21 protein-coding genes and 1 pseudogene are annotated in these 25,453 nt (G+C 69.4%); 10 read left to right on the forward strand and 12 right to left on the reverse strand.

What is annotated here, in order from left to right; genetic code table 11:
- Positions 1-6 precede the first annotated feature (6 nt).
- The 3 genes from ACWDEW_RS09970 to ACWDEW_RS09980 are packed head-to-tail and all read left to right on the forward strand — an operon-like array spanning position 7 to position 3,345.
- Positions 7-1,173: a pectinesterase family protein gene (locus ACWDEW_RS09970; RefSeq protein ID WP_450511295.1), complete on the forward strand. Its 1,167-nt coding sequence runs from the start codon at positions 7-9 to the stop codon at positions 1,171-1,173.
- Positions 1,174-1,175: 2 nt separating this feature from the next.
- On the forward strand, positions 1,176-2,210 hold the full coding sequence (locus tag ACWDEW_RS09975) for a pectinesterase family protein (RefSeq protein ID WP_450511403.1): 1,035 nt from the start codon (positions 1,176-1,178) through the stop codon (positions 2,208-2,210).
- 31 nt (positions 2,211-2,241) lie between these two features.
- Positions 2,242-3,345 carry a right-handed parallel beta-helix repeat-containing protein gene (locus tag ACWDEW_RS09980; RefSeq protein ID WP_450511405.1) on the forward strand — a complete coding sequence of 368 codons (1,104 nt, stop codon included), beginning with the start codon at positions 2,242-2,244 and terminating at the stop codon, positions 3,343-3,345.
- 77 nt (positions 3,346-3,422) lie between these two features.
- Here the strand turns inward: ACWDEW_RS09980 and ACWDEW_RS09985 are convergent, their stop codons facing one another.
- From ACWDEW_RS09985 to ACWDEW_RS09995, 3 genes are read right to left on the reverse strand one after another with little or no spacing between them, the layout of a single operon-like run.
- Positions 3,423-3,896 carry a hypothetical protein gene (locus ACWDEW_RS09985; protein WP_450511297.1) on the reverse strand — a complete coding sequence of 158 codons (474 nt, stop codon included), beginning with the start codon at positions 3,894-3,896 and terminating at the stop codon, positions 3,423-3,425.
- Positions 3,893-8,200, reverse strand: coding sequence for a DUF6531 domain-containing protein (locus ACWDEW_RS09990; RefSeq protein WP_450511299.1), 4,308 nt, complete (start codon positions 8,198-8,200; stop codon positions 3,893-3,895). The genes ACWDEW_RS09985 and ACWDEW_RS09990 overlap by 4 nt, the downstream gene beginning before the upstream one ends.
- A complete protein-coding gene (locus ACWDEW_RS09995) occupies positions 8,184-8,546 on the reverse strand; it encodes a hypothetical protein (RefSeq protein ID WP_019067486.1) in 363 nt (120 codons plus the stop codon). The genes ACWDEW_RS09990 and ACWDEW_RS09995 overlap by 17 nt, the downstream gene beginning before the upstream one ends.
- Positions 8,547-8,747: 201 nt before the next feature.
- Here ACWDEW_RS09995 and ACWDEW_RS10000 point away from each other — a divergent pair, with 201 nt between their 5' ends.
- Positions 8,748-9,539, forward strand: coding sequence for an HAD family acid phosphatase (locus tag ACWDEW_RS10000; RefSeq protein WP_450511301.1), 792 nt, complete (start codon positions 8,748-8,750; stop codon positions 9,537-9,539).
- Here ACWDEW_RS10000 and ACWDEW_RS10005 read toward each other — a convergent pair.
- Positions 9,532-11,742 (reverse strand): family 43 glycosylhydrolase, encoded by a 2,211-nt coding sequence (locus tag ACWDEW_RS10005; RefSeq protein WP_450511303.1) that lies wholly within the window; start codon positions 11,740-11,742, stop codon positions 9,532-9,534. The two genes, ACWDEW_RS10000 and ACWDEW_RS10005, sit on opposite strands and share 8 nt — an antisense overlap.
- A 236-nt stretch (positions 11,743-11,978) precedes the next feature.
- Between ACWDEW_RS10005 and ACWDEW_RS10010 the strand changes: the two genes are divergently transcribed.
- Positions 11,979-13,133, forward strand: a complete 1,155-nt coding sequence (locus tag ACWDEW_RS10010; RefSeq protein ID WP_450511305.1) for a right-handed parallel beta-helix repeat-containing protein — start codon at positions 11,979-11,981, stop codon at positions 13,131-13,133.
- Between the two features lie 60 nt (positions 13,134-13,193).
- On the opposite strand, the gene ACWDEW_RS10015 is transcribed toward ACWDEW_RS10010, so the two are convergent.
- Positions 13,194-13,526 carry a hypothetical protein gene (locus ACWDEW_RS10015; protein ID WP_450511307.1) on the reverse strand — a complete coding sequence of 111 codons (333 nt, stop codon included), beginning with the start codon at positions 13,524-13,526 and terminating at the stop codon, positions 13,194-13,196.
- 225 nt (positions 13,527-13,751) lie between these two features.
- On the opposite strand from ACWDEW_RS10015, the gene ACWDEW_RS10020 reads away from it, so the two are divergent.
- Together ACWDEW_RS10020 and ACWDEW_RS10025 are read left to right on the forward strand one after the other, a co-directional pair.
- Positions 13,752-14,693 (forward strand): MerR family transcriptional regulator, encoded by a 942-nt coding sequence (locus ACWDEW_RS10020; protein WP_450511309.1) that lies wholly within the window; start codon positions 13,752-13,754, stop codon positions 14,691-14,693.
- A 58-nt stretch (positions 14,694-14,751) separates the two neighbouring features.
- Positions 14,752-15,318, forward strand: a complete 567-nt coding sequence (locus ACWDEW_RS10025; RefSeq protein WP_450511311.1) for a GNAT family N-acetyltransferase — start codon at positions 14,752-14,754, stop codon at positions 15,316-15,318.
- A 77-nt stretch (positions 15,319-15,395) separates the two neighbouring features.
- Here the strand turns inward: ACWDEW_RS10025 and ACWDEW_RS10030 are convergent.
- The 3 genes and pseudogenes from ACWDEW_RS10030 to ACWDEW_RS10040 all read right to left on the reverse strand — a co-directional run.
- Positions 15,396-15,707, reverse strand: a pseudogene (locus ACWDEW_RS10030) (polysaccharide lyase family protein); the annotation flags it as partial.
- A 14-nt stretch (positions 15,708-15,721) separates the two neighbouring features.
- Positions 15,722-16,582, reverse strand: coding sequence for a hypothetical protein (locus tag ACWDEW_RS10035; RefSeq protein ID WP_450511313.1), 861 nt, complete (start codon positions 16,580-16,582; stop codon positions 15,722-15,724).
- Positions 16,579-17,145, reverse strand: coding sequence for a SigE family RNA polymerase sigma factor (locus ACWDEW_RS10040; protein ID WP_450511314.1), 567 nt, complete (start codon positions 17,143-17,145; stop codon positions 16,579-16,581). Before ACWDEW_RS10040 ends, ACWDEW_RS10035 begins: the two co-directional genes overlap by 4 nt.
- A gap of 265 nt (positions 17,146-17,410) precedes the next feature.
- Here ACWDEW_RS10040 and ACWDEW_RS10045 point away from each other — a divergent pair, with 265 nt between their 5' ends.
- Positions 17,411-18,862, forward strand: coding sequence for an NCS2 family permease (locus tag ACWDEW_RS10045; RefSeq protein ID WP_450511316.1), 1,452 nt, complete (start codon positions 17,411-17,413; stop codon positions 18,860-18,862).
- A 34-nt stretch (positions 18,863-18,896) separates the two neighbouring features.
- Here ACWDEW_RS10045 and ACWDEW_RS10050 read toward each other — a convergent pair whose 3' ends face one another.
- The 3 genes from ACWDEW_RS10050 to ACWDEW_RS10060 all read right to left on the reverse strand — a co-directional run bounded on the left by ACWDEW_RS10050 (position 18,897) and on the right by ACWDEW_RS10060 (position 21,705).
- Positions 18,897-20,357, reverse strand: a complete 1,461-nt coding sequence (locus ACWDEW_RS10050; RefSeq protein WP_450511318.1) for a peptidoglycan D,D-transpeptidase FtsI family protein — start codon at positions 20,355-20,357, stop codon at positions 18,897-18,899.
- A gap of 100 nt (positions 20,358-20,457) precedes the next feature.
- Entirely contained in the window at positions 20,458-20,928 is a 471-nt protein-coding gene (locus tag ACWDEW_RS10055) for a GNAT family N-acetyltransferase (protein WP_450511320.1), read from the reverse strand.
- Between the two features lie 3 nt (positions 20,929-20,931).
- On the reverse strand, positions 20,932-21,705 hold the full coding sequence (locus ACWDEW_RS10060) for an IclR family transcriptional regulator (protein ID WP_019067473.1): 774 nt from the start codon (positions 21,703-21,705) through the stop codon (positions 20,932-20,934).
- A 140-nt stretch (positions 21,706-21,845) separates the two neighbouring features.
- On the opposite strand from ACWDEW_RS10060, the gene ACWDEW_RS10065 reads away from it, so the two are divergent.
- Both ACWDEW_RS10065 and ACWDEW_RS10070 read left to right on the forward strand, forming a co-directional pair.
- The gene (locus tag ACWDEW_RS10065) at positions 21,846-23,375 is read left to right on the forward strand and encodes an aldehyde dehydrogenase (NADP(+)) (RefSeq protein ID WP_450511323.1); all 1,530 of its coding nucleotides are present in this window, start codon (positions 21,846-21,848) and stop codon (positions 23,373-23,375) included.
- Positions 23,376-23,504: 129 nt separating this feature from the next.
- The gene (locus ACWDEW_RS10070) at positions 23,505-24,113 is read left to right on the forward strand and encodes a DUF1349 domain-containing protein (RefSeq protein WP_450511325.1); all 609 of its coding nucleotides are present in this window, start codon (positions 23,505-23,507) and stop codon (positions 24,111-24,113) included.
- Here the strand turns inward: ACWDEW_RS10070 and ACWDEW_RS10075 are convergent.
- A complete protein-coding gene (locus tag ACWDEW_RS10075; protein WP_450511327.1) occupies positions 24,073-25,443 on the reverse strand; it encodes an MFS transporter in 1,371 nt (456 codons plus the stop codon). The two genes, ACWDEW_RS10070 and ACWDEW_RS10075, sit on opposite strands and share 41 nt — an antisense overlap.
- Between the last annotated feature and the right edge of the window lie 10 nt (positions 25,444-25,453).

Here is a 25,453-nt window from a genome sequence, read left to right on the forward strand (position 1 = left end):
ACCCGCATGCCCCTGCACGAGCACCTCCAACATCCCCTGTCCAGACGGGGGTTCCTCGCGGCGGGCACCGTCACCACCGCGGGCGCCCTGCTAGGCCTCGCCCCGGTCCCCGCCCGGGCCGCCGCCCCGCCCCGTCCGTTCGGCCGCTACGGCTCACCGGCCGCGCGCCTCACCCCGCTCACCCTGTACGTCGACCCGCGCGGCCGGGGCGACTTCACGACCGTCCAGGCGGCCGTCACCGCCGCGACCGGCGCGGGGTACACCCTGGTCATCGCACCCGGCGTCTACCGCGAGACGGTCACCGTCGGGGTCACCGACCCGGCGACCGGCCAACTCACCGCCGCCGGGCGCGAGATGACCTGGCTGGGCGCCGATGCGGACCCGCGTGCCGTCGTCATCGTCTACGACAACGCCAACGGGACGCAGAAGCCCGACGGTTCGGGCACCTACGGCACCTCGGGCTCGGCCACCACCCTCATCCGCACCGACGGCTTCACCGCCCGCCGGATCACCTTCGCCAACGACTGGCTGCGCGCCGAGCACCCCGACATCACCGGTACGCAGGCGGTCGCGATCAAGGTGCAGGGCGACCGTTCGGCGTTCTTCGACTGCCACTTCCTCGGGCACCAGGACACTCTGTACGCCGACTCGTTCGCCCTCGGTGTCTTCGCCCGGCAGTACTACGCGCGCTGCTACGTCGAGGGAGACGTCGACTTCGTCTTCGGACGGGCGACGGCCGTCTACGACCACTGCCACTTCCGCACCCTGAACCGCACCGACCTGGCGACGGCACCGTACGGCTTCGTCTTCGCGCCCTCCACGGCGGTCGCCAACCCACGCGGATACCTGGTGACACACAGCCGCGTCAGCAGCCAAGCCCCGGACGGCTACTACAAGTTGGCCCGCCCCTGGGTGCCCGGCTCGGACACCACCGCCCGCCCGATGCTCACCGTGCGGGAGACGGCGCTCGGTGCGGGGATCGACGCGGTGGCGCCGTACACCAACATGTCGGACGCCCATCCCTGGCAGAGCCAGCGGTTCGCCGAGTACCGCAACACGGGACCGGGTTCTGTGGTCACCGACACCGAGAACCGTCCCCAACTCACCTCCGAACAGGCCGAGTCGGCGACGCGAGAGGTCTATCTCGGCGACTGGAAGCCGGGGCGGCGATGACCCTGCGCAGACGCACACTCCTGACGGGGATCGCCGGAGGACTGGTGGCCGCCGGCGCGGCACCGGCCGTCGCTCTCGACCGTCGTCGTGTGCTGCACGTCCGGCCCGGCGACTCGGTGCAGGCGGCCGTGGACGCGGTGGAGGGCGGCGGCCGGACGATCGTCGTGCACCCGGGGACGTACCGGGAAGTCGTCAACGTGCCTGCGGGGGTGGGCGAGTTGACCTTGCGTGGCGCCACCGGTGATCCGCGTGACGTCGTCATCGTCTACGACAACGCCAACGGGACGCAGAAGCCGGACGGTTCGGGGACGTACGGCACGGCGGGCTCCGCGACCTTCACCTCGGCGGCGCCCGGGCTGACCGTCCGCGATCTCACGCTCGCCAACGACTGGCTGCGCGCCGACCATCCGGAGATCACGGGCACCCAGGCGGTGGCCGCGTATGTGACGGGCGACCGTTCGCGGTTCTCGCACGTCCGGCTGCTGGCCCACCAGGACACGCTCTTCGTCGACACCTCGGCGCTGGACGCCTTCGACCGGCAGTACTTCTCCCACTGCTACATCGAGGGGGACGTCGACTTCGTCTTCGGGCGGGCCACCGCGGTCTTCGCGGACTGTCACTTCCACACCCTTCAACGGGACGTCGCCTTCACACCGAAGGGCATGGTCTTCGCCCCCTCCACCGCCCGTGCCAACCCGCACGGCATCCTCGCCGTCCGCTCGCGGATCACCTCCGGCGCCGAGGACGCCGCCTACAAGCTGGCCCGCCCGTGGGTCCCGTCGTACGAGACGACGGCCTGGCCGTCCCTCGTCGTGCGGGACACCCGGATCGGGCCCGGCATCGACCCGGTCGCGCCCTACACGAACATGCGCGACGCCTACCCCTGGCAGTCGATGCGCTTCCACGAGTACCGCAACACGGGACCGGGCTCCGTGATCACCGTCCCGGAGAACCGGCCCCAACTCACTTTCGCCGAGGCCCGGTTGCACACCCCCGCGACCTACCTCGGCGACTGGGAACCCCTCCGCTCGCTCTGATCGACGAAAGGACCCGCACGTCATGCGTCGTATCAGCACCTTCACCGCGCTCGCCGTGACCACGGCATCGCTCGGACTCGCCGTCATCGCAACTCCCGCGCACGCGGCGACCGTTGTGGTCAGCAACTCCACCGACCTGACCAACGCCATCAAGAACGCCACCGCCGGTACGGTCATCCAGGTCCGGGCCGGCACCTACTACCCGACGGCCACCCTCCAGTCGACGGCCAACGGGACCTCCTCCGCGCCGATCACGCTCACCGCGTACGGCTCGGATACCGTCAAGATCGACGGGTCGTCGCTGCCTGCCGGCTCCTGGATCTTCAAGCTGACCGCCGACTACTGGAACGTCTCCAACCTGACCTTCCAGAACTCCCCGGACAGCGCGGTCGTCTGCCAGTCCTGCACCGGCACCAACTGGAACAACGTCAAGACCATCAACGGCGGCGACTCCGGCTTCACGCTCACCGGTGACGGCACGGTGAACAACACCGTGAAGAACCTGGACAGTTACGGCAACTACGACGCCGCCACGCACGGCCAGAACGCGGACGGGGTCGCCATCAAGTTCGGCTCCGGCACCGGCAACCTCGTCACCGGAGCCCGCCTGTACAACAACTCGGACGACGGCATCGACCTCTGGTCCTTCTCGTCGCCGGTCACCATCGAGCACAGCTGGTCCTTCGGCAACGGGGTCAACCGCTGGGGCGACTCCGCCTTCGAGGGCAACGGCAACGGCTACAAACTGGGCGGCAACGGCGTCACCGTCGCCCACGTCGTCAACAACTCGGCGGCCTGGGGCAATTCGGGCAACGGCTTCACCGAGAACTCCAACACCGGCTCGATCGTCATCAACCGCACCACCGCCTACGCCAACGGCGGCTGGGGCTACTACTTCGCCACCAGCTCCGCCAAGCTCGGCAAGAACCTCGCGGTGAGCAACGGCAGCGGCGCGGTCACCAAGGGCTCCGCGGTCACCTCGGCCGGCAACAACTGGGACTCCGGCATCTCCACCCCGGCCTTCGTCTCCACGGACGCGTCGACGACGTACAACGCCCGTTCGTCGAGCGGCACGTTGCCCGCGACGACGTTCCTGACAACCGGGAGTACCACGATCGGGGCGACGATGAACTGACCCGCGAGGTGGGCCCGGTCCGGGTGTCCTGGGGCTGGGCCCACGCCCTCGGCGGACCGTCACGTTCGGCTCGGTGGTCAGCCCGTCCCGTCCGTGTTCTCCCAGACCGCCTCCAGGTCCTGGCACCGCACTGTGATGCTCGCGTCGGTGAGCGCGATCTCGTGGACGCAACCGCCGTCCTCGTCCGGGAGGATCTCGTCCAGGAGCACGGTGTCGACCAGCATCCAGTCGATGGAGTGCTCGTAGTCGACGGAGAAGTGCGTCACACCTGAATAGCTGATGCGCAGACCGGAGTCGTGCTTGAACTTGTTGGGCGCGAACTGCAGGACCAGCCCGCCACTCTTGTCGGTGGCGAGATGGACGCCGGCCAGTTCCAGATCCTTCACACAGCGGACGGCGCCGGCGATGTCGTAGTGCCCGGGGTCCGTGGCGAAGGAGAGGGCGCCCGGGGGCAGGTCGGCGCGCAGGCGCGGCAGCTCCGCCAGATAGGGGTGCGCGTCCAAACGGAACCCGGGCACCTCGGGATCCCAGTCCGCCTTGACGAATTTCATGGGCAACCTTCCTGTGACAGCGGGGGGCGACGCCATTTGTCGCCGGAGATGTCCTCGGTCCCCTTGGGGCCGATACGCCCGGTCCTGCGCATCGTGTCGATGGCTCGGCCCTTGATGGCATTCTCCACGGCCGGCGGGACGTCTACCTGCTCGGCCTTGAGGCTGTGCTTGTTGAACCAGCCGTCGCTGCGGAACGTCCCGACCTCACGGTTCGCCTTGTCGTAGACGTGGATCTCGAAGTCCGAGCCCTTCGAGCCCTCGCCCCAGATGTCCACCCGTCCGGAATACCCCTGACCGAAGTCGAGAGGGTTGCCCCATGGCCCCTTCGGTCCCTTCGCCCCGGCGAGGCCGAGTGGGTCGCTCCAGCCCAGCGGGTTGGGCACATAGGCATGGTGGTCGGGTGCCGGGAGGAGCCCCAGCGGATCCGCGCTGAGGTACCTCGCCGTCTCGGGGTCGTAGTACCGGTGCACGTTGTAGTGCAGGCCGGTCTCGGGATCGGCGTACTGCCCCGGGAAGCGCAGGGGGCAGTCGATCGACGGCATGTCCTCGTCAGGAGTCGGGACCCGGGTGCCCCACAGTCCGGTACGGCGCTGCCAGACCAGCTCTCCGGTCGCGGAGACCAGTTCCGTGGGCGTACCGACGGAGTCGGTGACGACCGCGTGGAACCGGGCGTCGTGCCCCGGATCCGACTCCTCCGCCAGCCGCGCCAGGAACGACGCGTTGGCGGCTTGCGCGGCCGGTCTACGGCTCGTCTGGGCGACCGGCTGCGGACCGTTCGGCGCGTGGTCCCAGGTGGTGATCCAGCCGTCCGGCGCGGTCTGCTCGGCCAGGCACAGGTCGTCCCAGACGAAGACCGTACGGTCGGCCGCGGAGCCGTCGTCGGCCACCCGGTGCTTGGAGACGCGCCGGCCGAGCGGGTCGTACGCGTACCGCCAGCGGCTGCCGTCCGGGGCGATCACCTCCGTGAGGCGGTCCTCGGCGTTCCATGCGTAGGTCCAGGCAAGGACCTGGCCGTTCAGGAGCTTGCGGGTCCTGCGGACGAGGCGGCCCTCGGCGTCGTGCTCATAGCGGGTGCGGCCGGCCGAGCGGACCAGCGTGCCGTCGAACCGGCGCTCACCGGGGGCCTCATGGGCGGGCGAGGTCGCGTGCACCACGTTGCCGGCCGGGTCGTGCGCGTAGGTCTCGCTCCAGCCGTGGGCGCGCGTTCCGGTGACGCGGCCCATGCCGTCCAGGTCGAAACGCCGGGTGCCCGACGTCAGCTCCCGGATCTCGGTGAGGCAGCCGTCTGCCCGGTGGGCGTACGTCCGGTGCTGGAGGAGGCGGTTCGCAGCGGCGGCGGTCAGGGTCTGCGCGGTCAGCAGCCCCGTCGCGTTCCACGTCTGGGCCAGCGTCGCCTCCGTACCGAGGGTGCGCCGTGTCTCGCGGCCCGCGGCGTCGTGGGCGAAGTCCAGCGCTCCCGCGGACGAGCGCAGGGTGAGCGGTTGTCCTGCCGGGTCGTACGTCCACTCGGAGACCAGTCCGGAAGGCGTCACCCGTCGGGTACGGCGGCCGACGGCATCGTGGACATGGGTGGTCGTCCGGCCGTTCACGCTCTCCGCCAGCACCCGGCCGAGCAGGTCACGCTCCAGTGCGACCTCGGCATCCGCGTTGGCCGCACGGCACAGGCGGCCGTCGTAGCCGTAGGCGAACGTCGTGACGTCGCCCGTGTCCGTGTGCTGTTCCACGACCCGCCCGAGCGGGTCCCGCACGAAGCGCAGTGTCTGCCCGGCGCTGTTGGTGCGGGCGGCCTCTCGCCCGGCTGCGTCGCGCGCGTAGGTGAGGGTACGGCCGTTGAAGTCCGACTCCGCGGTCGCGCGGCCCGCCTCGTCGTAGATGTACGACCAGGTCAGGCCCAGCGGGTTGGTGACGGTGGTGAGGCGGAGCTCGGTGTCGTGGGCGAACGCGTACCGCGCGCCGTCCGGGTCCGTACGGCCCGTCGGCACGCCGAAGTGGCCCACCGTGTGGTGGGTCGTGTTCCCGGCGAGGTCCGTGTGACCGAGCAGCCGGCCCTCGGCGTCCCAGGTCCACGACTCCCGCGTACCGTCGGGCAGTTCGCGCCAGGACGGCCTGCCCTCCGTCGTCCAGCCCAGTCGGGTGGCGTGGCCGAGCGGGTCGGTCACCTCGACGACCCGGCCGAAGGGGTCACGGCGGACCGTTGTCGTGCGGCCCAGTTCGTCCGTCAGCGCGAGGGGCAGGCCCGCGGCGTCGTACGCCGTCGTGCGGGTGTGGCCGAGCCCGTTCGTGACCGCCGTCGGACGGCCCGCCTCGTCGTACGCGTACCGTGTCTCGGCGCCGGCCGGGTCGACCGTCGTCAGCAGGTTGCCCCGCTCGTCGTACGTGTGCCGCCACACCGCGCCGCCCGGCTCGACCACCTCGGCCGGCAGTCCGAGCGCGTTGTACGCGGCCCGGGCCACCGAGCCGTCGGGCAGGGCGAGTTCGGTGACATTGCCCGCGTCGTCGTAGGCGAACCGGGCGATGTGGCCCAGGGCATCGGTGACCGCCAGTGGCTCGGCACCGTACTCGTCCCATTCCGTACGGATGACATGCCCCAGCGGATCCGTCTCCTCCACCACCAGCCCCTCGGCGTTGGCGCGGTGCACCGAGACATGGCCCTGCGAGTCGGTGTACGTGGTCGTGCGCGTCGTGTCGTCGTAGGCCAGGGTGCCGGAGAGGATGCCGTCGACGCCCTCGGTGCGGACGACCCGGCCGCGCTCGTCGTAGACGTACGCGAACCAAGTGCCGTTCCGGTCGGTCCACTTGGTGACCCGGCCCTGCTCGTCGTAGGCGAACCGCAGTGGTTCCCCGCTGGAGTTGATGACCTCCGTTAGGTTGCCGACGCCGTCGTAGCCATAGCGCATGACGACCGTGCCCTCGCCCACGGGACCGTCGGGGCCGTAGCGGGAGGGGGGTTCGTCGAGCAGGCGCAGGGCGGTGATGCGGGGGCCGGTCGTGTCGACGGCGACGTAGTAGCCGCCGGAGTGACGCAGGCCGAACGGGACGCCCTCGTCGTCGCGTTCGACGTCGATGCGGTTGCCGTTGCGGTCGCTCCACGAGTCCAGCGCGAGGTGGAAGACGCCGAAGGTCGGGGAGGGGACCGGGGCGGCGAAGGTGCGGACGACTCCGGTCGCCGGGTCGGTGACGGTCATGGCGCTGTCCGGCTTGCCGTCCCATTCCAGCGGCCAGCGAACGCCCTTCACCGGCATGGTCGCCGCGCCCGGTTCCGGGACGGGATAGACGAGGCGCATGCCGTCCGCCGCCGCGAACACCACGCCCTCGCCGTCGATTTGAAGGCACTCGTCGAGAGTGGAGATCCAGGTCGGGCCGAAGCAGACGCCACCCCGGTACGAGGACAGATGGGTGCGCGTGAACTCCAGCGGCAGGCTTCCCGGCAGCGTCAGATCTGTCTGCGTCATCAGCATCGCGCCGGTCGCCACGTCGATCGGCTCGCCGACACAGGGGGTGCGGTCGGCGGTGCGGGCGGCCGGGCCGAGTTCGACCAGGTCGGGTCGGAGCGAGGGCGGGCGCAGGAGCAGCGGGGTGGTGTCGCTGAGCCCGCCTTCCATGGTCGCTTTCAGGACCCCGCCGCCGGCGCCCAGCGCGCCGCCGAAGAGCATGCCGTCCTCGGCGGCCTGGTTGACCTCGTCGAGGCTGAACCCCTGCTGCAGGCCGGTCGCGATCTTCAGCGGCTGGGCGACGGCCAGGTCGACGGTCACCGACTCGATCCCGCCGAACGCGGCGGCGACCAGCGTGCCGCCGGCGATCTCGGCGATCGTGGTGGAGACGGCGACACCGAGCCCGGCACCGAACTCGATGACGAGGTCGGCCGCCGCGACGGCCGCGCCGGAGGCCAGCCCGGCGGTGAAGAAGGCCAGCGCCACCCCGCCCGCGATCACGGCGGCGTCGATGCCGATCTGCGTCCAGAGCTTGGTGATGGCGTCGTCGATCGCGTCGGCGAACTTCTCCAGGGCGGTGGCCATGTCATGCCCGGAGTCGGCCAGGTCCTTCAGCCAGCCGCTGTCCTTGCCCTGGGCGCTCTGCGCGTAGCGGCCCCAGAACTTGTCGAACGCCTCGATCGACTCACCCGTGTTGTTGTGGATGATCGACGACGCGCTCTGCTGCACCGGGCCCCGCACATCGTCGACCGCGCCCGCGAAGGTGCGCCAGGCCGTCGCCGCCGACCGCAGCTTCCCGGAGTCGGCCTCCGGCCACCACAGGCCCAGATCGAGCAGGATCTTCCGGGCCTCGTCCTCAACGCTCACCGGCACCGTCCGCCTTGGTGACCTTCACTTCGGTGAACATCCCGGCGATCAGCTCGTCGTTGTCCACATGCCCGTCCGCCATGTCCACCATGGCCTCGTGAATGCTCGTCAGACCGAGCACCAGCGTGCCCGCCGCGCTCTCGATCTTCTTCTGCAGCGGCTTGTAGGAGTCGCCGAACTCCTTGCCCTGCTTGTCGTTCCCCCAGGGCTCGCCCAGTCCGTCGAGGGACTTCACGAGCGCGGTCAGCGCCTTGCCCAGATCAACTGCCGCCGTCTGGAAGTCCGGTGCCGCCCGCTTGATGTCGGCGGTCTTGATGTCGAGAACCTTGGCCGGATCCTTGCCGTCACCCATCGCGCGTTCCCCCGTTCGCAGTCGCGTGCACGACGGTAGGGGAAGCCGATCAAGAGAAGGTCAAGTGGGCCCCAAGCGCGGGTAATTCCCCGGCCTGTGGGTTGTGTATCGATCGGATAAAGACTCTCGCCTCCACGGTGTGATGCGCGTAGACAGTCTCTGACCTGGTGCATCACCCAAACAACCAGATCCGGAGATTCCATGCGGAAGTCCCTCAGAGCGGCCGCCGTCGGCGCCGCCTGTGTCGTCGCCGGTGCCGCCCTCTACGGCACGGGCGTCGCCACCGCCGGTCAGTCGACGGCCAACTCGACCCACGAGCCCTACAACATCGGGCTGTTGACGAAGGACATCGACACCTACTACGGCACCGCGCTCGACAGCAACGGCGTGTACCAGGCCTCGGCGACCAGCCCCTACGCCAAGGACCTGGCGCGCATCGACGCGTCCGCCAAGAAGTACATCGACGAGGCCGTCCACAAGCACCACAAGGGTGCCAAGCCGGCGGTCGTCTTCGACATCGACGACACGCTGCTGCTCAGTCTCGACTACGAGAAGAAGAACAACTACGGCTACAGCTCGGCCACTTGGGCCGCGTACGTCGCCCAGGCCAACCGCCCTGAGGTCTTCGGCACCCCCGAGCTGGTCAAGTACGCCGCGTCCAAGGGCGTCACGGTCTTCTACAACTCGGGTCTGAAGGAGTCGCAGCGCACCTACGCGGTCGACAACCTGAAGAAGGTCGGCGCCGACGTCAACCTCGACGCCGACCACATGTTCCTGAAGGACGCGGACAACCCGCCGTCCTACCTGAGCGCCTGCGCCACGCCGGGTACCTGGACCTGTACCACCGTGCAGTACAAGTCCGGCACCCGGAAGCACATCGAGGACCTCGGATACGACATCATCGCCAACTTCGGCGACCAGTACTCGGACCTCGACGGCGGCTACGCCGACAAGACGTACAAGATCCCGAACCCGACGTACTTCGTCAGCTGATCCGTACCGGACCGACTGCCCCGAGGGTGGGCACCACCGGCTGAATCGTTCCGTCCGCCGCGAACCGCAGGCGGTCGATCGTGGTCTCCCGGTGGGTGCCGTCCCCACCAGGTTTTCCTGGCCCGTTCAGGGCGAACCGGTGGTAGACGATGTACCAGTCGTCGGTCCCCGGGACGTTCACCACGGAGTGGTGGCCGGTGCCCAGGATGCCGTACTCGGGGTTCTTGGACAGGATCGTGCCCCGCTTGGTCCACGGACCGAGCGGGGACGGTCCCGTCGCGTACGCCACGTGGTAGTTCTCGCTGCGGGTGTCGTCCTCGGACCACATGAAGTAGTACGTGCCCTTGCGCTTCACCACGAAGGACCCCTCGCGGAAGTTGTCCGTCGTGATGTCCTTCACCTTCGTCGCGTCGTACGAGGTCATGTCGTCGTTCAGCGGCACCACGTACGCGTGCCCGTTGCCCCAGTAGAGATACGACTGCCCGTCGTCGTCCGTGAAGACGGCCGGGTCGATCATCTGGCCACTCAGCGAACCCCCCTTCGCCACAAGGGGTTTGCCGAGCGCGTCCTTGAACGGTCCCGCGGGCGAGTCCGCCACAGCGACCCCGATCTGCTGCTCGGCACAGAAGTAGAAGTAGTACTTCCCGTCGCGCTCCGCGACCGCCGGCGCCCATGCGTTCTTGTCGGCCCAGGAGACGTCGGGGCCCAGGTCGAGGACGCCTCCGTGGTCCTGCCAGTGGACCAAGTCCCTTGAGGAGTACGCCTTGAAGCTCGTCCCGCCCCAGTTCGCGTAGCCGTCACTCGTCGGGTAGATCCAGTACTGGCCGTCGAGATAGTGCACGTCGGGATCGGCGGTCAGCCCCGGCAGCACGGGACTTCGCGTCGGCACCGCTTCCACCGTCCAGGTCCTGCTCGTCCCGTCCGCCGCCGTCACCGTGTACGTCTGCGGCCTGCGGAAGTCCCGTCGGGTACCGGACGCCGGGCTGACCGTGGCGCCCGAGCCGATCGTCAGCGTCGGCGCCAAGTGCCGCGGATCCGCGCCGGGTTGCATCGGCAGCACGACCTTCGACGAGGCCTCCGTGACGATCGCGTACCCCTTCTGCCCGTGCGCCGTCGCGTCCACGACCGATGCCGGGGTCGCCGGATACGCGGCCAGCAGCCGGTCGTACTCGGCCTGCGTCACCGGAAGCACCGTGCCGTGCCGGGGACTTGCCGGGAGCTGGTAGTCCGTGGACGGGGTCCACCGGCCGGAGTCGAGGTCGGTCGTCTCGAAGGGGACGTAGCCGCGCAGCCCGTACTCGTCGACGAACAGGTACCACTTCTTCTCGGTGTTGGACCTGAACACCGTCGGGCCCTCGCCCCGCTCGATCGCACCGCTGCCGATGCACTCGGAGACGAAGTCGTACGACGTGGAGGTCAGCGAGGTCGACTTCTCGCCCGTGATGAACTTCGAGCAGGGGGAGCTGGAGGACGGGTCGCGCTCGTCCTTGGTGTAGCGGTAGTAGGTGTCCTTGTACTTCACGACGGTTGAGTCGATCACCGAGTAGCCGGGGTCGTCCCAGACCTTCGGGTCGCTGAAGGTGCGGAAGTCCTTCGTCGTCGCGTACATCATGCGGTTGTACGTCGAGCCGGCGTGGTCGGGGTCGTCGTCGGCGTACAGCTTCGACGCCCAGAAGACGACGTACTCACCGAGCGAGTCGTCCCAATAGGCCTCCGGCGCCCAGGTGTTGCCCGCGTTCTCCGGGGCCACCTTCACCAGCCGCTGGTCGGTCCAGTGGACCAGGTCGGTCGACTCCCAGATCATCACGGACCTGCTGCCGTGCCGCTGGACGTCGTCCCAACTCCCGCTGCTGTTCCGGTACATCCGCAGGTCGGTGGCGATCAGGTAGAACTTGTCGCCCTTCGGGGAGCGGATCACGAACGGGTCGCGCAGCCCCTTCTCGCCGATCGTCGACGTCAGGACGGGCTTGCCCTGGTTCAACTCCCGCCAGTGCAGAGGGTCGTTGCCACGGCTGAGGGCGTAGCGGATCTGCTCGCCGTCGGCGGTGCCCTCGCCGGTGAAGTAGGCGAAGAGATAGCCGGCGTACTTGGGATGGGTCACGGGCGGTGCTCCTGAGTGCGCGGTACTGGGCGGGGCGGCGAGGAGGCTGAGGAGGAGGGCCAGGAAGGGGAGCAGCAGGGTGCGGGCGGTGCGGGGTCGCATGGCACATCCTGTGGGGGTGTGGGGGATTCTGTTGAATGGCTGTGCCTTCGGAGTGTCACCAGCGGGGTGCGGTGCGTCAATCGGTGCGGGTGGGGCCGGGGGGATCGAAAGTTTCGGTTCGTCTCCCGTGGCCGTGGCAACCTTTCCGGCCACGGCGGCGACCAGGAACCAGAAACGGGCCGGGGCGGCCCCTCCGGCCCGTTTCGTCCTCGTCATCCAGGAAAGGAACCAACGCCGTGCGTACGAGCACCGGACGCCACCGCAGGACCCGCACCCTCTCGATCGCCGCCGCGGTGGCCCTCGCCGCGGGAGCGGGCGGCGTCTACCTCGGGCTCAACAGCGGTGGCGCGCAAGCCGCTTCGTCGACGGTCACCGTATCCACCACCGCCCAGCTGGAGTCGGCGGTCGCCAACGCCACGGCGGGGACGGTCATCCAGGTCAGGGCGGGCACCTACACCCCGGCCGCGACCCTCAAGTCCACGGCGAACGGCACGAGTTCGGCCCGGATCACGCTGGAGGCCCACGGCACGGAGAAGGTGAAGATCGACGGCTCCAAGCTGCCCGCGGGCCAGTGGCTGGCGGGAATCTACGGCGACTACTGGACGGTCCAGAACCTGACCTTCCAGAACTCCCCGGCCCAGGGCTTCGTGGCCACGTCCTCCGTCGGCGGCATCTTCAAGAACCTGGTCACCGCGAACAACGGTGACTCCGGCTTCACCCTGCGCGGCGACGGCACGACCAACAACCTCGTGCAGAACCTGGACAGTTACGGCAACTACGACGCCGCCGGACACGGCCAGAACGCCGACGGCATTGCCATCAAGTTCGGCTCGGGCGCCGGTAACAAGGTCACCGGCGCCCGCCTCTACAACAACTCCGACGACGGCCTCGACCTGTGGCAGTTCTCCTCGCCGGTCACCATCGAGCACTCCTGGGCCTTCGGCAACGGCAAGAACCGCTGGAACGACTCCGCCTTCGAGGGCAACGGCAACGGCTTCAAGCTCGGCGGCGGAGGCGTCGCCGTCGCCCACGTCGTCAACGACAACGCGGCCTGGGACAACAGCCTCAACGGCTTCACCGAGAACTCCAACACCGGCGCGATCGTCCTCAACCGCAACACCGCGTACTCCAACACGGCGGCCGGCTTCTTCTTCGCCACGAGCAAGTCCCGCCTGGCCCGCAACCTGGCGGTCGCCAACAAGGGCGGCCTGGACAAGCTCGGTTCGTCCACGGTGTCCGCGGCCAACAACTGGGACGGCGGGGTCACTACCCCGTCCTTCAAGTCCGTGGACGCTACGACGGCGTACGGGGCGCGTGCGGCGAGCGGCACGCTGCCGGCGACGACATTCCTGACGACGGGGTCCACGACGATCGGGGCGACGATGGACTGAGGTGCCCCTGACTCGGGCTGCGGTCGCCGCGAGTCGACCGGAGCCCGAGTGGTGCGGTGGTCAGAGGCCGTGGACGGCGGCTTCGGCGAACAGCCGGCGGTAGAAGGGGCCGTGGCCGTCGGGGACGGCCACGGACCGGAACACCTCCTCCGCCGGCAGAAGGCGGCGGTGGGCCATCTCGAACCGTGGGTCCCACGGAGCCAGCCGCACCTCTGCTCGCGACATCGACCGGACCAGCACCAGCCCTTCCTCCGGGCCGCGCACACAGACGCCCCGGCTGAGCCCGAGGAGTCGGCAGTCCGTCACCTCGGCGCAGGCCTCCTCACCGACCTCGCGGCGCATCGTGTCGACCCACTGCTCCGGACCCTCGGGCGACCGGCGGGCGGGCCCCACCGCTGTCCGTCCGGGCTGACCACGACGATTCGACCGTCGACGACGCAGACCGCCTCCGCGCCGTGCGGCCTACCCGGCGGCGTGTCAGAAGGCGGGTACCACGCAACGCGCCATTCCTGCCCGTTGATGGATGCGGTGACGTAGGCGCCGTTCTCGGCGATGTCGTTCATGGCTCCGATCCAGTGCACTTGAGTCTCCAGTAAGGGGAGACGTAAGGGTGGGGACATGGACGGCGACACCCTCTACTCGATCGGCGAACTCGCTCGGCTGACCGGGCTCACGGTCAAGACGATCCGGTTCTACTCCGATCGCGGAATCGTGGCGCCGGCAGACCGTACGCCGGCCGGCTATCGCTTGTACGGCATCGACGCCGTCGCACGCCTGGACCTCATAAGGACCTTGCGGGAGCTGGGACTTGACCTCTCCACGATCCGGAAGGTCGTGGACCGGGAGCTCTCGCTGCCCGAGGTCGCCGCGGCTCACGCGGAAGCACTGGCCGTGCAGATTCGTGTCCTGCGTCTGCGGCATGCGGTGCTGGCGGCGGTGGCCGCTCGTGGATCGACACCTGAGGAGACGGAACTCATGCACCGGCTGGCACAGCTCTCCGAGGACGAACGCCGACGTCTGGTCGGCGAGTTCCTCGACGCAGTCTTCGGTGGCCTTGAGGTCGCCACCCCCGCGTTTGCCGGGGTCATGCGCTCGATGACCCCCGAGCTGCCCGACAACCCGGATGCGGAACAGGTCCAGGCGTGGGTGGAGTTGGCCGAACTGTCCCTGGATCCTGAATTCCGCGCCTCCGTACGGCAGTTGGCCGAGGAGCAGGCCGCCGAGCAGGTTCTGAGGGAGGCGACGGGCCCGCGCCGCGATATTGCCGCAACCGTGTGTGACCAGGTCGGGCCGGCCCTCGCCGCCGGTGTCGAACCGGCCTCGCCCCAGGCCGATCCGGTCGTCGCGGCCTTCACGGCGAACTACGCGCACCTCGTCGACCGTCCCGACGACGTCGAGCTTCGCCGCCGCCTGGCTGCTCGGCTGGAGCGCGTGAACGACCCCCGCAGGGAGCGGTATCTCCACCTGCTCGCGGTGGTCAACGGCTGGCCCGCCCCGGAGAGTCTGGCTCCGGTGCTCGACTGGTCCGTGCAGGCTCTGCGCGTCCGGACACCGTCGTGATGACCCGGGCGGACGTGAGACGCGGCAGGACGAAATCGGCGCTGAATATGATCAGTTCATGACTGCTCCTGTCGTACTTCACGTGGCCCCGACTTCGACCGCTCCTGCTCTCGTTCTTCGGTCCTGGCGCCTCGCGGACGTTCCCGCGCTGGTCGAGGCGGGCCGGGATCCCCTCTTGCGCCAGTGGATAACTTCCATCGTCGACAACGAGGTTGACGGGGCGCGGTGGGTGCGGGAGCAGAAGCGGGGTTGGGCGGCGGGGGAGCGGTTCGCGTTCGCCGTTCTGGAGGCCCAATCCGGCTCGGATCAGGAGCGGTTGGTGGCCAACATGGTTCTCAAGGAGGTCACCCCCGGCAAGTCGGCCGCCGAAGTGGGCTATTGGACCGCCGCACACGCTCGCGGGCGGGGAGTAGCACCCCGCGCCCTCGACGCAGTCAGCGACTGGGCCTTCGACACCTTGGCCGCCGACGGGCTGGAGCGGCTCGAACTCCTGCACCAGGTGGACAACGTGGCCTCGTGCCGGGTCGCGGAGAAGGGCCGGTACGAGTTCGACAGGGTTCTGCCCGCGGTGCCGCCCGCCTTTCCCCGTGACGGTCACCTGCACATACGGCGCGCGAACGTCTGAGATCCTCCCGGGCTCGATGGACAACGCCCCCGCCGGTCGTCACCGGCGGGGGCGTCGCTCTGCTGACCGAGGGGGGCTCAGGTCAGCAGGTCGATGCAGTCGAACGACGTACCCGGGCTGAGGAAGGCCGAGCCGGTCGAACCACTGACTACGTTGATCTTCACGACGTCGTACTTCGTCGCGTCCGAACTCCACTCACTGGAAGGGACGTTGAAAACGAACGTGTGGTTGTTTCCACGGTAGGAACCCGTGGTGAGATCGCGCGTCGAGGGCTGCGTGGAAGGCGCGGGGACGGCGGAGACCCACTCGTTCACGGTGACTTGGGGGCGGGCGTCGATGTACGCCGTCGTTACTCCGACCCGCAGTGTGTGGGCTGCCGCCGCCTGTGGTACGAGAATTCCGGCTACGACTTCTGCGCCGCGAAGTCGCCCTTCACGGACAGCTGTTGTCCGGCCGCCGTGCCCGCCGCCGCGTAGCTGTCGTCCTTCGCGTCCCGGCCGCCGCGGTCGTGGTTGTACTGCCCGGCGAAGACCCACTCCCCGACCGCGACCGTACGGCCCTCCTTGAGCACCCAGGTGTAGACCAGGAACCCGTCCTGCTCCGTCACCGTCTGTGTGAAGTCCTGCGCGGGCAGCGAGCGCCAGGCGCCCGTTGAGCTGACCCCGCCGGTCTGCCTGACCTTCAACTGGACGGTGAGCGCGGTGAGTTGTTTGGTCGTCTTGAGGGTGACGTCGCTCTGGGCCCAGAAGTCGTTGCTGCCCGGGTCGATCGAACCGTCCGACCACAGCGGGCCGTCCTGCGTACCGGAGGCGGGCGGCAGCACGGGTGCGGAGGCGGACGCGGTCGGGGACTTCGCGGTCGGAGAGGTGCTGGTCTTCGGGGAGCTGTGCGAGGCGTCGCCGGAGCCCGAACTGTGCGTGGGGGCAACCGGTTTGACCGGGGTTCGGCTCGTCGCGTCCGGGGACGGCGTGGGTGTGGGGGTCGGCGAGACGGACACCGTCTGCTCGGCGGGGGAGTCGCCCTTCACCGCGGACGCCACCGCGTAGCCGCCGATCGCGAGGACGCTCGCCACCGCCGCCGTCGCGCTGACGACCCGCACCCAGCCGAACACGGGCGGCCGGGTGGCCCGGTGGTCGGGACGCGACTGCGCGGCCATGCCGCGTTCGAGCCGCGCCAGGATGCGCGCCCGGTCGGGCTCGTGGGCCTCGGCCGCCTCGTGCAGCCGGGCGCTCAGCTCGTCGTCGTGGACGTCCTGGTGCCTCATCGGTTCCTCCCTCCGGTCTCGCCGCCGCGCGCCATCGCCGCGTGCATCCGCAGCGGAGGGCTCTGCGGGCCGAGGATGCGCTGCAACTCGGCCATGCCCTTCGACGTCTGGCTCTTAACCGTACCGACGGAAACACCGAGGGCGAGCGCGGTGTCCTTCTCCGACAGGTCGAACGCGTGCCGCAGCACCACACAGGCCCGCTTGCGGAACGGCAGCCTGCGCAGGGCCTCCTGGACGTCGACCACGCCGGCCACGTCCGGGTTCTCGGTCTTCTCCTCGCGCTGCGACCAGAACAGGGCGACCCGTCGCCGCTCGCGCACCGCGCTGCGGATCCGGGTGCGGGCCAGGTTGGCGACGACGCCACGGGCGTAGGCCGCGGGATGGTCGGCGGCGCGCACCCGGTCCCAGCGGTGCCAGAGCGCGAGCAGCGCGTCGGCCGCGAGATCGTCGGCGGCGTCCGCCTCGCCCGTCAACAGGTGGGCGAGACGCGACAGTTCGGCGTAGTGGCGTTCGAAGAAGGCGTGGAACTCCACGGAGGCGGCGTCGTCGACGACTGTGCCCACGGCGGACCTCTCCTCGCTGCGTGGTTGTGCGTGTCATGTAGATGACACGTGATCATTCGGAGGTGACCCCGACGAGATCCGGAAGCGTAGCAGTGATCAACTGGCCGGATTGGTACAGGCCTTCGAACAACGTCTGGCAGGTCGACCGGGGACTGACGCGTCGACCCTGATTCCGTAACACGGGGAAAACCTGAAACAGGTTCAACGCGGGAACAATCCAGCCAGCATCCGCGCACCGATCACTGAGGCAACGAGGAGTACCCGCATGTCCGAGTCACAGAAGGTGGCTGACCGGCCAAGTGCCGAACCACCGGCGGCGAACAGCGTCGACCGGTACTTCAAGATCTCCGAACGGGGATCCACCTTCGGCCGTGAGATACGCGGCGGCTTCGCCACGTTCTTCACGATGGCCTACATCCTCGTACTGAACCCGATCATCCTCGGCAGCGCCAAGGACAAGTTCGGGCACTCGCTCGACACCGGCCAACTGGTCACCGCCACCGCCCTGGTGGCCTTTGTGATGACGGTCATCATGGGCGTCGGCGGCAACCTGCCCCTCGCCATCGCCGCGGGCCTCGGCCTCAACGCCGTCGTCGCCTTCCAGCTGGCGCCGCTGATGAGCTGGCCCGACGCGATGGGCCTGGTCGTCATCGAGGGCGTCCTGATCTGCGTGCTGGTCCTCACCGGACTGCGCGAGGCGATCATGAACGCGATCCCGCAGCAGCTCAAGCAGGCCATCGGCGTCGGCATCGGTCTGTTCATCGCGTTCATCGGCTTCGTCGACGCCGGCTTCGTCAGTCGTATACCGGACGCCGCGCAGACCACGGTCCCCGTTCAGCTCGGCGCCGTCGGCCGGCTGACCGGCTGGCCCGTCCTGGTCTTCTGCCTCGGCGTACTGCTGACCATCGCGCTGGTCGCCCGCAAGGTGAAGGGCGCGATCCTGATCAGCATCGTCACGATGACCGTCCTGGCGATCATCATCAACTCCGCCGCCGACATCAAGAGTTGGGGCCTGATGACCCCCAAGGTGCCGGACAAGGTCGTGGCCGCGCCCGACTTCGGACTCATCGGCCACTTCAGCCTGTTCGGGGCTTTCGGCGAGACCAGCGCGATCACCGTGATCCTGCTGATCTTCACGCTGATCCTGTCGGACTTCTTCGACGCCATGGGCACGATCGTGGGGATCAGCGCGGAGGCCGGTCTCCTGGACGACGACGGACAGGTGCCGAACATCGGCCGCGTCCTGTTCATCGACGGTGCCGCGGCCGTCGCCGGCGGTATCGGGTCCGCTTCCTCCAACACCGCCTACATCGAGTCGGCTTCGGGGGTCGGCGAGGGGTCGCGCACCGGGTTCTCGAACCTGATCACCGGCGGTCTGTTCGGGCTCGCGCTCTTCCTGACCCCGCTGCTGACCATCGTGCCGCTGCAGGCCGCCGCGCCCGCGCTGATCGCCGTCGGGTTCCTGATGATGACCCATGTCAAGCACATCGACTGGGACAAGTACGAGATCGCGATCCCGGCGTTCCTCACGATCGCCGCGATGCCGTTCACGTACTCGATCACCGACGGGATCGGCGCCGGATTCATCTCCTACGTCGTGATCAAGGCGGTGCTCGGGAAGGCGAAGGAGGTCAACTGGCTGCTGTGGGGCGTGTCCGCGCTGTTCCTGGTGTACTTCGCGATCGACCCGGTGGAGCAGATCCTGGGCGTCAAGTGAACGACGGCCCCGGCCACCCGGCCGGGGCCGCTCGCTAACTCTTCAGCGCCGCCTTCATCATCGCCTTGGCCACCGGGGCCGCCAGGCCGTTGCCGCTGATCTCCGACCTCGCGGCGTCCGACTGCTCGACCACCACCGCCACCGCGACCTCCTTGCCGGTCGAGTCGGACTTGCCGTAGGACGTGAACCAGGCGTACGGGGACTGGTCGTTGTTCTCGCCGTGCTGGGCCGTGCCCGTCTTGCCGCCCACGGTCACGCCCGAGATCCGGGCGTTCGTGCCGGTGCCGTCGGTGATGACCGTCTGCATCGCCGACTGGAGCTGCTGGGCGGTGTGCGAGCTGACGATCTCCTTCGTCGTCGTGCTGTCGTCGTAGTTGTGGACCACGTCGCCGCCGCTGTCGGTGGTCTCCGACACCATGTGCGGCGAGACCAGCTTGCCGTCGTTGACTATGGCGGCCGACACCATGGCCATCTGGAGCGGGGTGGCGGTCACGTCGTACTGGCCGATGCCCGTCAGGGCCGTGGACGACTTGTTCATGTTCGACGGGTAGACGCTCGGGTACGCCCGCACCGGGATGTCCAGCTTGTCGTCGTTGAAGCCGAACTTCTCGGCCATCGCCTTGACCTTGTCCTGCCCGAGGTCGACGGCCATCTTCGCGAACACGGTGTTGCACGAGTACTGGAGCGCGACCCGGATCGAGGCGTTGGTGCAGGGCGCGGAGGAACTCTCGTTCTTCAGCGGGGTGACCGTGCCCGGCAGGGTGTACGGCGAGGGGCTGGTCGTCTTCTCGTCCACCGAGGAGTAGAGCCCGTCCTCCAGGGCTGCCGCGGCCACCACCAGCTTGAACGTGGAGCCCGGCGGCAGCGGCTGGCGCAGCGCGCGGTTGGTCAGCGGCTTGTCGGGGTCGGCGTTGAGCTGCTTCCAGGCCGTTCCGGCGGTGTTCGCGTCGGTCAGCGCCGAGGGGTCGTAGGACGGCGTGGAGACGACGGCGAGGATCTTGCCGGTCGTCGGATCGATCGCGACCGCGGCGCCCTTCTTGTCACCGAGCGCCTCGTACGCGGCCTTCTGCACATCAGGGTCGATCGTCGTGACCACGTTGCCCGGGGCCGCCCGCTCCCCGGTGACCGTGTCCATGACGGTCTTCAGGCCGCTGTCCGTGCCGTCGAGGAGGTTCGCGTAGATCCCCTCCAGCTGCGTCGGCGCGTAGCTCTGCGAGGCGTAGCCCGTCACCGCCGCGTACAGCTTGCCGTCCGTGTAGGTGCGTTTGTACGCGAGGTCGCTGCTGTCCCCTGTCCGCGTCGAGCCGGTGATCGCGTTCCCGGCCACGATGATGTTCCCGAGCGGGTCCGCGTACGTCGCGATCGCGTTGCGCCGGTTGTCCTTGTCGTCCGCGAGCGCCTGGCCGTCGTAGAACTGCACCCAGGTCGCCCTCACCAGGAGGGCGAGCACCAGGAGCAGCGCGAAGACGGAGGCGCGCCTGATCGTCTTGTTCATCCCGCATGGAGGACGAGCGGGCGGGACGGGATCGTTCCCTTACGCCGCTTTTCTCATCGAGTGCTCATGGAAATCGAGTGCTCATGAACTCGGCGGTCCTTCAGGCATCCAGCCTCAGCACCAGCTCGTCGATCTCCTCGCCCCGCGCGTTCGCGAATCCCCGGGCGTGCCCGGTGACGCGGAAGCCGCACTTCTCCAGCACGCGCCGCGAGCCCGCGTTGTCGGCCGCCACGCGCGCGTGCAGCGGGCGTTCGGGCACCTCGGCCAGCAGGTCGCGCAGCGCGGCCGTAGCGATGCCCTTGCCCCAGTAGGCGCGGTCGATCCAGTACGTCACCTCGCGCTCGCCCGGTTCGCCGTACACCGCGGCGCTGCCCACCACGTCACCGTCCACCAGGACCGTGCGCAGCACGTCGGACGAGGCCCGGACGCGTTTCCAGTGGGCGTCGAAGGCGTCCCGGTCGGCCGGGTCCTTGGGTGCGAAGGCGGCCATCCGGAGTGACTCGGGGTCGTTCGTCTGCCGGAAGAAGACCGGCAGGTCGCTGTCGTGGACCGGGCGGAGCGCGACGTCCATGAGTCAGAGCCTCCGGGTGGCGAGGGTGAGCCGGTCGCGGGCGTCGAACAGGGCGTCCTTCACCATCTGTTCGTGCGCGGGCGTCAGCCGAGCCACCGGGACCGAGCAGCTGATCGCGTCCCGCGCGGGGGTGCGGTAGGGGATCGCGACGCCGAAGCAGCGCAGTCCGAGCGTGTTCTCCTCGCGGTCCACGGCGAAGCCCTGCTCACGGACCTGGTGGAGCTCCTCGATGAGCTTCTCGCGGTCGGTGATCGTGTGCTCGGTGAGCGCGGGCAGCGTTTCCGGGAGCATCTTGCGGACCTGCTCGTCCGAGTAGGTGCTCAGCAGCGCCTTGCCCAGCGAGGTCGAGTGCGCCGGGAGGCGGCGGCCGACGCGGGTGAAGGGCCGCAGATAGTGCTGGGACTGGCGGGTGGCCAGATAGACCACGTTCGTGCCGTCGAGGCGGGCGAGGTGGATGGTCTCCGTGGTGTCGTCGGAGAGCCGGTCCAGGGTGGGGCGGGCCGCCGCGACCACCTCGTCGCCGTCGATGTACGACGTGCCGACCAGCAACGCCCGTACGCCGATGCCGTACCGCGTGCCCGTGGCGTCCGTCTCCACCCAGCCCAGCTCCACGAGTGTGCGCAGCAGCATGTAGAGGCTGGACTTGGGGTAACCGACGGCCTCCTGGACCGCCGCGAGGGAGTGCATACCGGGCCGGCCCGCGAAGTATTCGAGCAGCTCCACCGTCCGCACCGCGGACTTGACCTGTGCCCCGCCGCCTGTCTCGCCTGCCGACATCGCCCTTGACCCCTTCGTTCGACGAGAACCTTGAGTTATCGTCTCCACGAGCATATTCATCATCAGAGACAGCGTTCAGCATATCGAACGAGCCTGGTGAATGACCCAGAACTGCGGCATTACATGTGGAGGGACCCGCGGTGGCAGCAGCACCAGTCTGGAGTGTCGACCCCCGAACCGGGAAGCAGCGGGAACAGGTTGCGGTGGAGGCCACAGCCCAGGAGGTGGACGCCGCCGTCCGCGCCGCCCACGCCGCGCGTGGCTCGCTCGCCGACCGCACGGTCCGCGCGGCCTTCCTGCGCGGCGCCGCCGACCAGCTCGAAGCGGCCAAGAACCAGCTGGTCGAGGTCGCCGACGCGGAGACCGCGCTCGGCCCGGTCCGGCTCAACGGCGAACTCGCCCGCACCTGCTACCAGTTGCGCGCCTTCGCGGACATCGTCGACGAGGGCGCCTTCCTCGACGTCGTCATCAACCACCCCGACGACACGGCCACCCCGCCGATCCCGGACCTGCGCCGCTACAAGGTGCCGCTGGGCGTCGTCGCCGTCTACTCGGCCTCCAACTTCCCCTTCGCCTTCTCCGTCCCCGGCGGCGACACCGCGAGCGCGCTGGCGGCCGGCTGCCCGGTCGTCGTCAAGGCCCACCCCGACCACCCCGGACTGTCCGAGCTGGTCGCCAAGGTGCTGCGCCGGGCCGCCGCCGAGCAGGGCATCCCGGACGGCGTTCTCGGCCTGGTGCACGGCTTCGAGGCGGGTGTGGAGCTCGTCAAGCACCCGCTGGTCTCGGCGGCCGGTTTCACCGGGTCGGTACGGGGTGGGCGTGCCCTCTTCGACGCGGCCGCGTCCCGGCCCGTCCCGATCCCCTTCCACGGCGAGCTAGGCTCCCTCAACCCCGTCGTGATCACCGAGGCGGCGGCGGCCGAGCGGGCCGAGGCGATCGGCACGGGCCTCGCCGGGTCCATGACCCTCGGCGTCGGCCAGTTCTGTGTGAAGCCCGGTCTGGTGCTCGTGCCGTCCGGCTCCGCCGGGGACGGGCTGGTCAAGTCCCTCACCGACGCCGTCAGCAACACGGATTCCGGTGTTCTGTTGGACCACCGGATGCGCGACAACTTCCTCGCGGGTGTCAGCGAGCGGGCCGGGCTCCCCGATGTGGACTCGCCGGTGACTCCCGGCGCGGGCGGCGAGCACACCGTGAGCCCCGGGTTCCTGACGGTTCCGGCGGAGAAGCTCGCGTCCGAGGGGGCGTACGACCTGCTGCTCGAAGAGTGCTTCGGGCCGGTCACCGTGGTGGCCCGCTACGACGACGACACGCAGGCGAATGCCGTGCTGTCGCGACTGCCCGGGAACCTTACGGCGACTGTTCATCTGTCGGCGGAGGAAGCGGCGGGGGAGGGGCGTGGGGCGGAGATCCTGGCGGAGCTCACGCCGCTGGCCGGGCGGGTGTTGGTGAACGCGTGGCCCACGGGAGTCGCGGTGGCGCCGGCTCAGCATCACGGGGGGCCGTACCCGGCTACGACGTCCACGTCGACTTCCGTCGGTGGTACGGCTATTGAGCGGTGGCTGCGGCCGGTCGCTTACCAGAACACCCCTGAGGCGTTGCTGCCGTCGGAGCTGCGGGACGACAATCCCCTTGGACTGCCGCGGCGTTATGACGGGCGTTTGGAGCGGTAGTGCCGTTGGGGTGCGGTTGATCGCGGAGTGCCGGTCCGTTGCGGCTGGTCGCGCCCACGCGGCGGACCCGCAAATCGATACAGCCCCGCGCCCCTGACGGCGTTCCCCCTGGCCTGAGATGATGAGTCGATGGACGTAGAGCTTCCCGAACTGCCCTTCCCCCTCCGAACCTATGGTCCCGACGGGCATTGGTCCCACGAGGACGGAGTGCTCACCGGGTGGGCCGGGCCCCGGCAGGACCGGTTTGTGCCGCCCACCGGAGAAGGGCTCGACCCCGCCTCCGACGCGCCCCGGTTGCTGGGGGCGCCGCACGGGGACTTTCAGCTGATCGCTCGCGTCACCGTCGGGTTCGCGGGGTCGTTCGACGCCGGAGTGCTGTACGTCCATGTCGGGGAGCGGGCCTGGGCCAAGTTGTGCCTGGAGTACTCGCCGGACGTGCCCACCGTCTGCACCGTAGTCACCCGGGGGCACTCCGACGACGCCAACTCCTTCACCGTGGAGGGGAGTTCGGTGTGGCTGCGGGTCAGTCGCACCGGGCGGGCCTTCGCCTTCCACGCCTCCCGGGACGGTGAGCGGTGGATCTTCGTCCGGCTCTTCACCCTCGGCGACGAGAAGGAGACGGACGCCGCCCTGGTCGGCTTCATGACGCAGTCGCCGATGGGGGAGGGGTGTGTCGTGACCTACGACCACCTTGAGTTCAGGGCGAGTTGGCCGGACGACCTGAGAGACGGAAGCTGAGCGAGGCCGTCACCGCGAAGAGGGCCGCGCTGATCGCGAGGCTCTCCCGCAGGCCGGCCGTGAACCCGCCCGAGACCAGTGCCCCGAACACGGCGATGCCCAGCCCCCCGGCCACCTGACGCGCCGAGTTGAGGACCCCGGCCGCCAGCCCCGCCCGCTCGGCCGGTACCGCGTCCATCATCATGATGGTCAGCGGCGGTACCGTCAGGGCGCAGCCGACGGCCATCGGCACGAGCAGGACGGCCACCAGGAGCGCGGGCGTGCGCTCGTCGACGAACAGCAGGCCGAGGGTGCCCGCCGTGGCCAGCAACTGCCCTGCCAGCATGGGCAGTCGGGCGCCGTGGCGGCCCGCAAGCTTGCCCGACACGATGTTCGTCACCGAGATCAGGGCGGCCATCGGCAGGAACATCAGCCCGGCGTACAGCGCCGAACGGCCCTGCACCTGCTGGAAGAAGAGCGAGAAGAGGAAGACCACGCCGTAGAAGGCGACACTGCACGCCACACCCGCCGCGACCGCCACGGACACCGTACGGCTGCGGAACAGGCCGAGCGGCACCATGGGATGTGTCTGCCGGAGTTCGACCCGGACGAAGGCGGCGCCCGCGACGAGGGCGACCAGCGAGGCCGCACCTCCCGTTGTTCCGCCCTCGATCACCGCGAAGGTCACGGCGGTGAGTGCCACCACCGCCAGCAGCTGGCCCGGCAGGTCGAGCGGCGCGGGGCGGCGTTCCGAGCGAGGTGACCGGACCAGCAGTACCAGCGCCACCGCGCCCAGCGGCAGGTTGATGAAGAAGATGCCGCGCCAGTCCCAGACGGTGGTCAGCGCGCCCCCGGCCACCGGGCCGAGCGCCACCGCGATCGCGCCGCCCGCTGCCCAAGTGGCCACCGCCCGGGCCCGTTCGGCCGGTTCGGGGTAGGCCTGCCGGACGAGGGACAGGGAGGCCGGGAGGACGATCGCGGCCGCCACGCCCTGGAGCACACGCGCGGCGATCAGCGTGGGCAGGTTCGGGGCCAGGCCGCAGGCCGCCGAGGCGGCGGTGAACACGGCGATGCCGATCGCGTAGGCCCGGCTCGCCCCGGCCCGGTCCGCGAAGGCGCCGGTGGACAGCATCAGGGCGGCGAAGGAGAGGGTGTAGGCGTCCACCACCCACTGCAGGCCCGACATCCCGCCGCCGAGCGCCTGTCCGATCGACGGCAGCGCCACGTTCACCACCGACGCGTCGAGGGTGATCAGCGCGAAGCCGAGGAGAGCGGCGGTCAGGGTGAGAGCGGGGGAGGGCGGGGGCAAAGCGCCGGTGCGGGGCGTGAGTTGAGTGGTGGTGGTTGGCATGCATCCATGC

The organism is Streptomyces sp. NPDC001100, assembly GCF_053598575.1.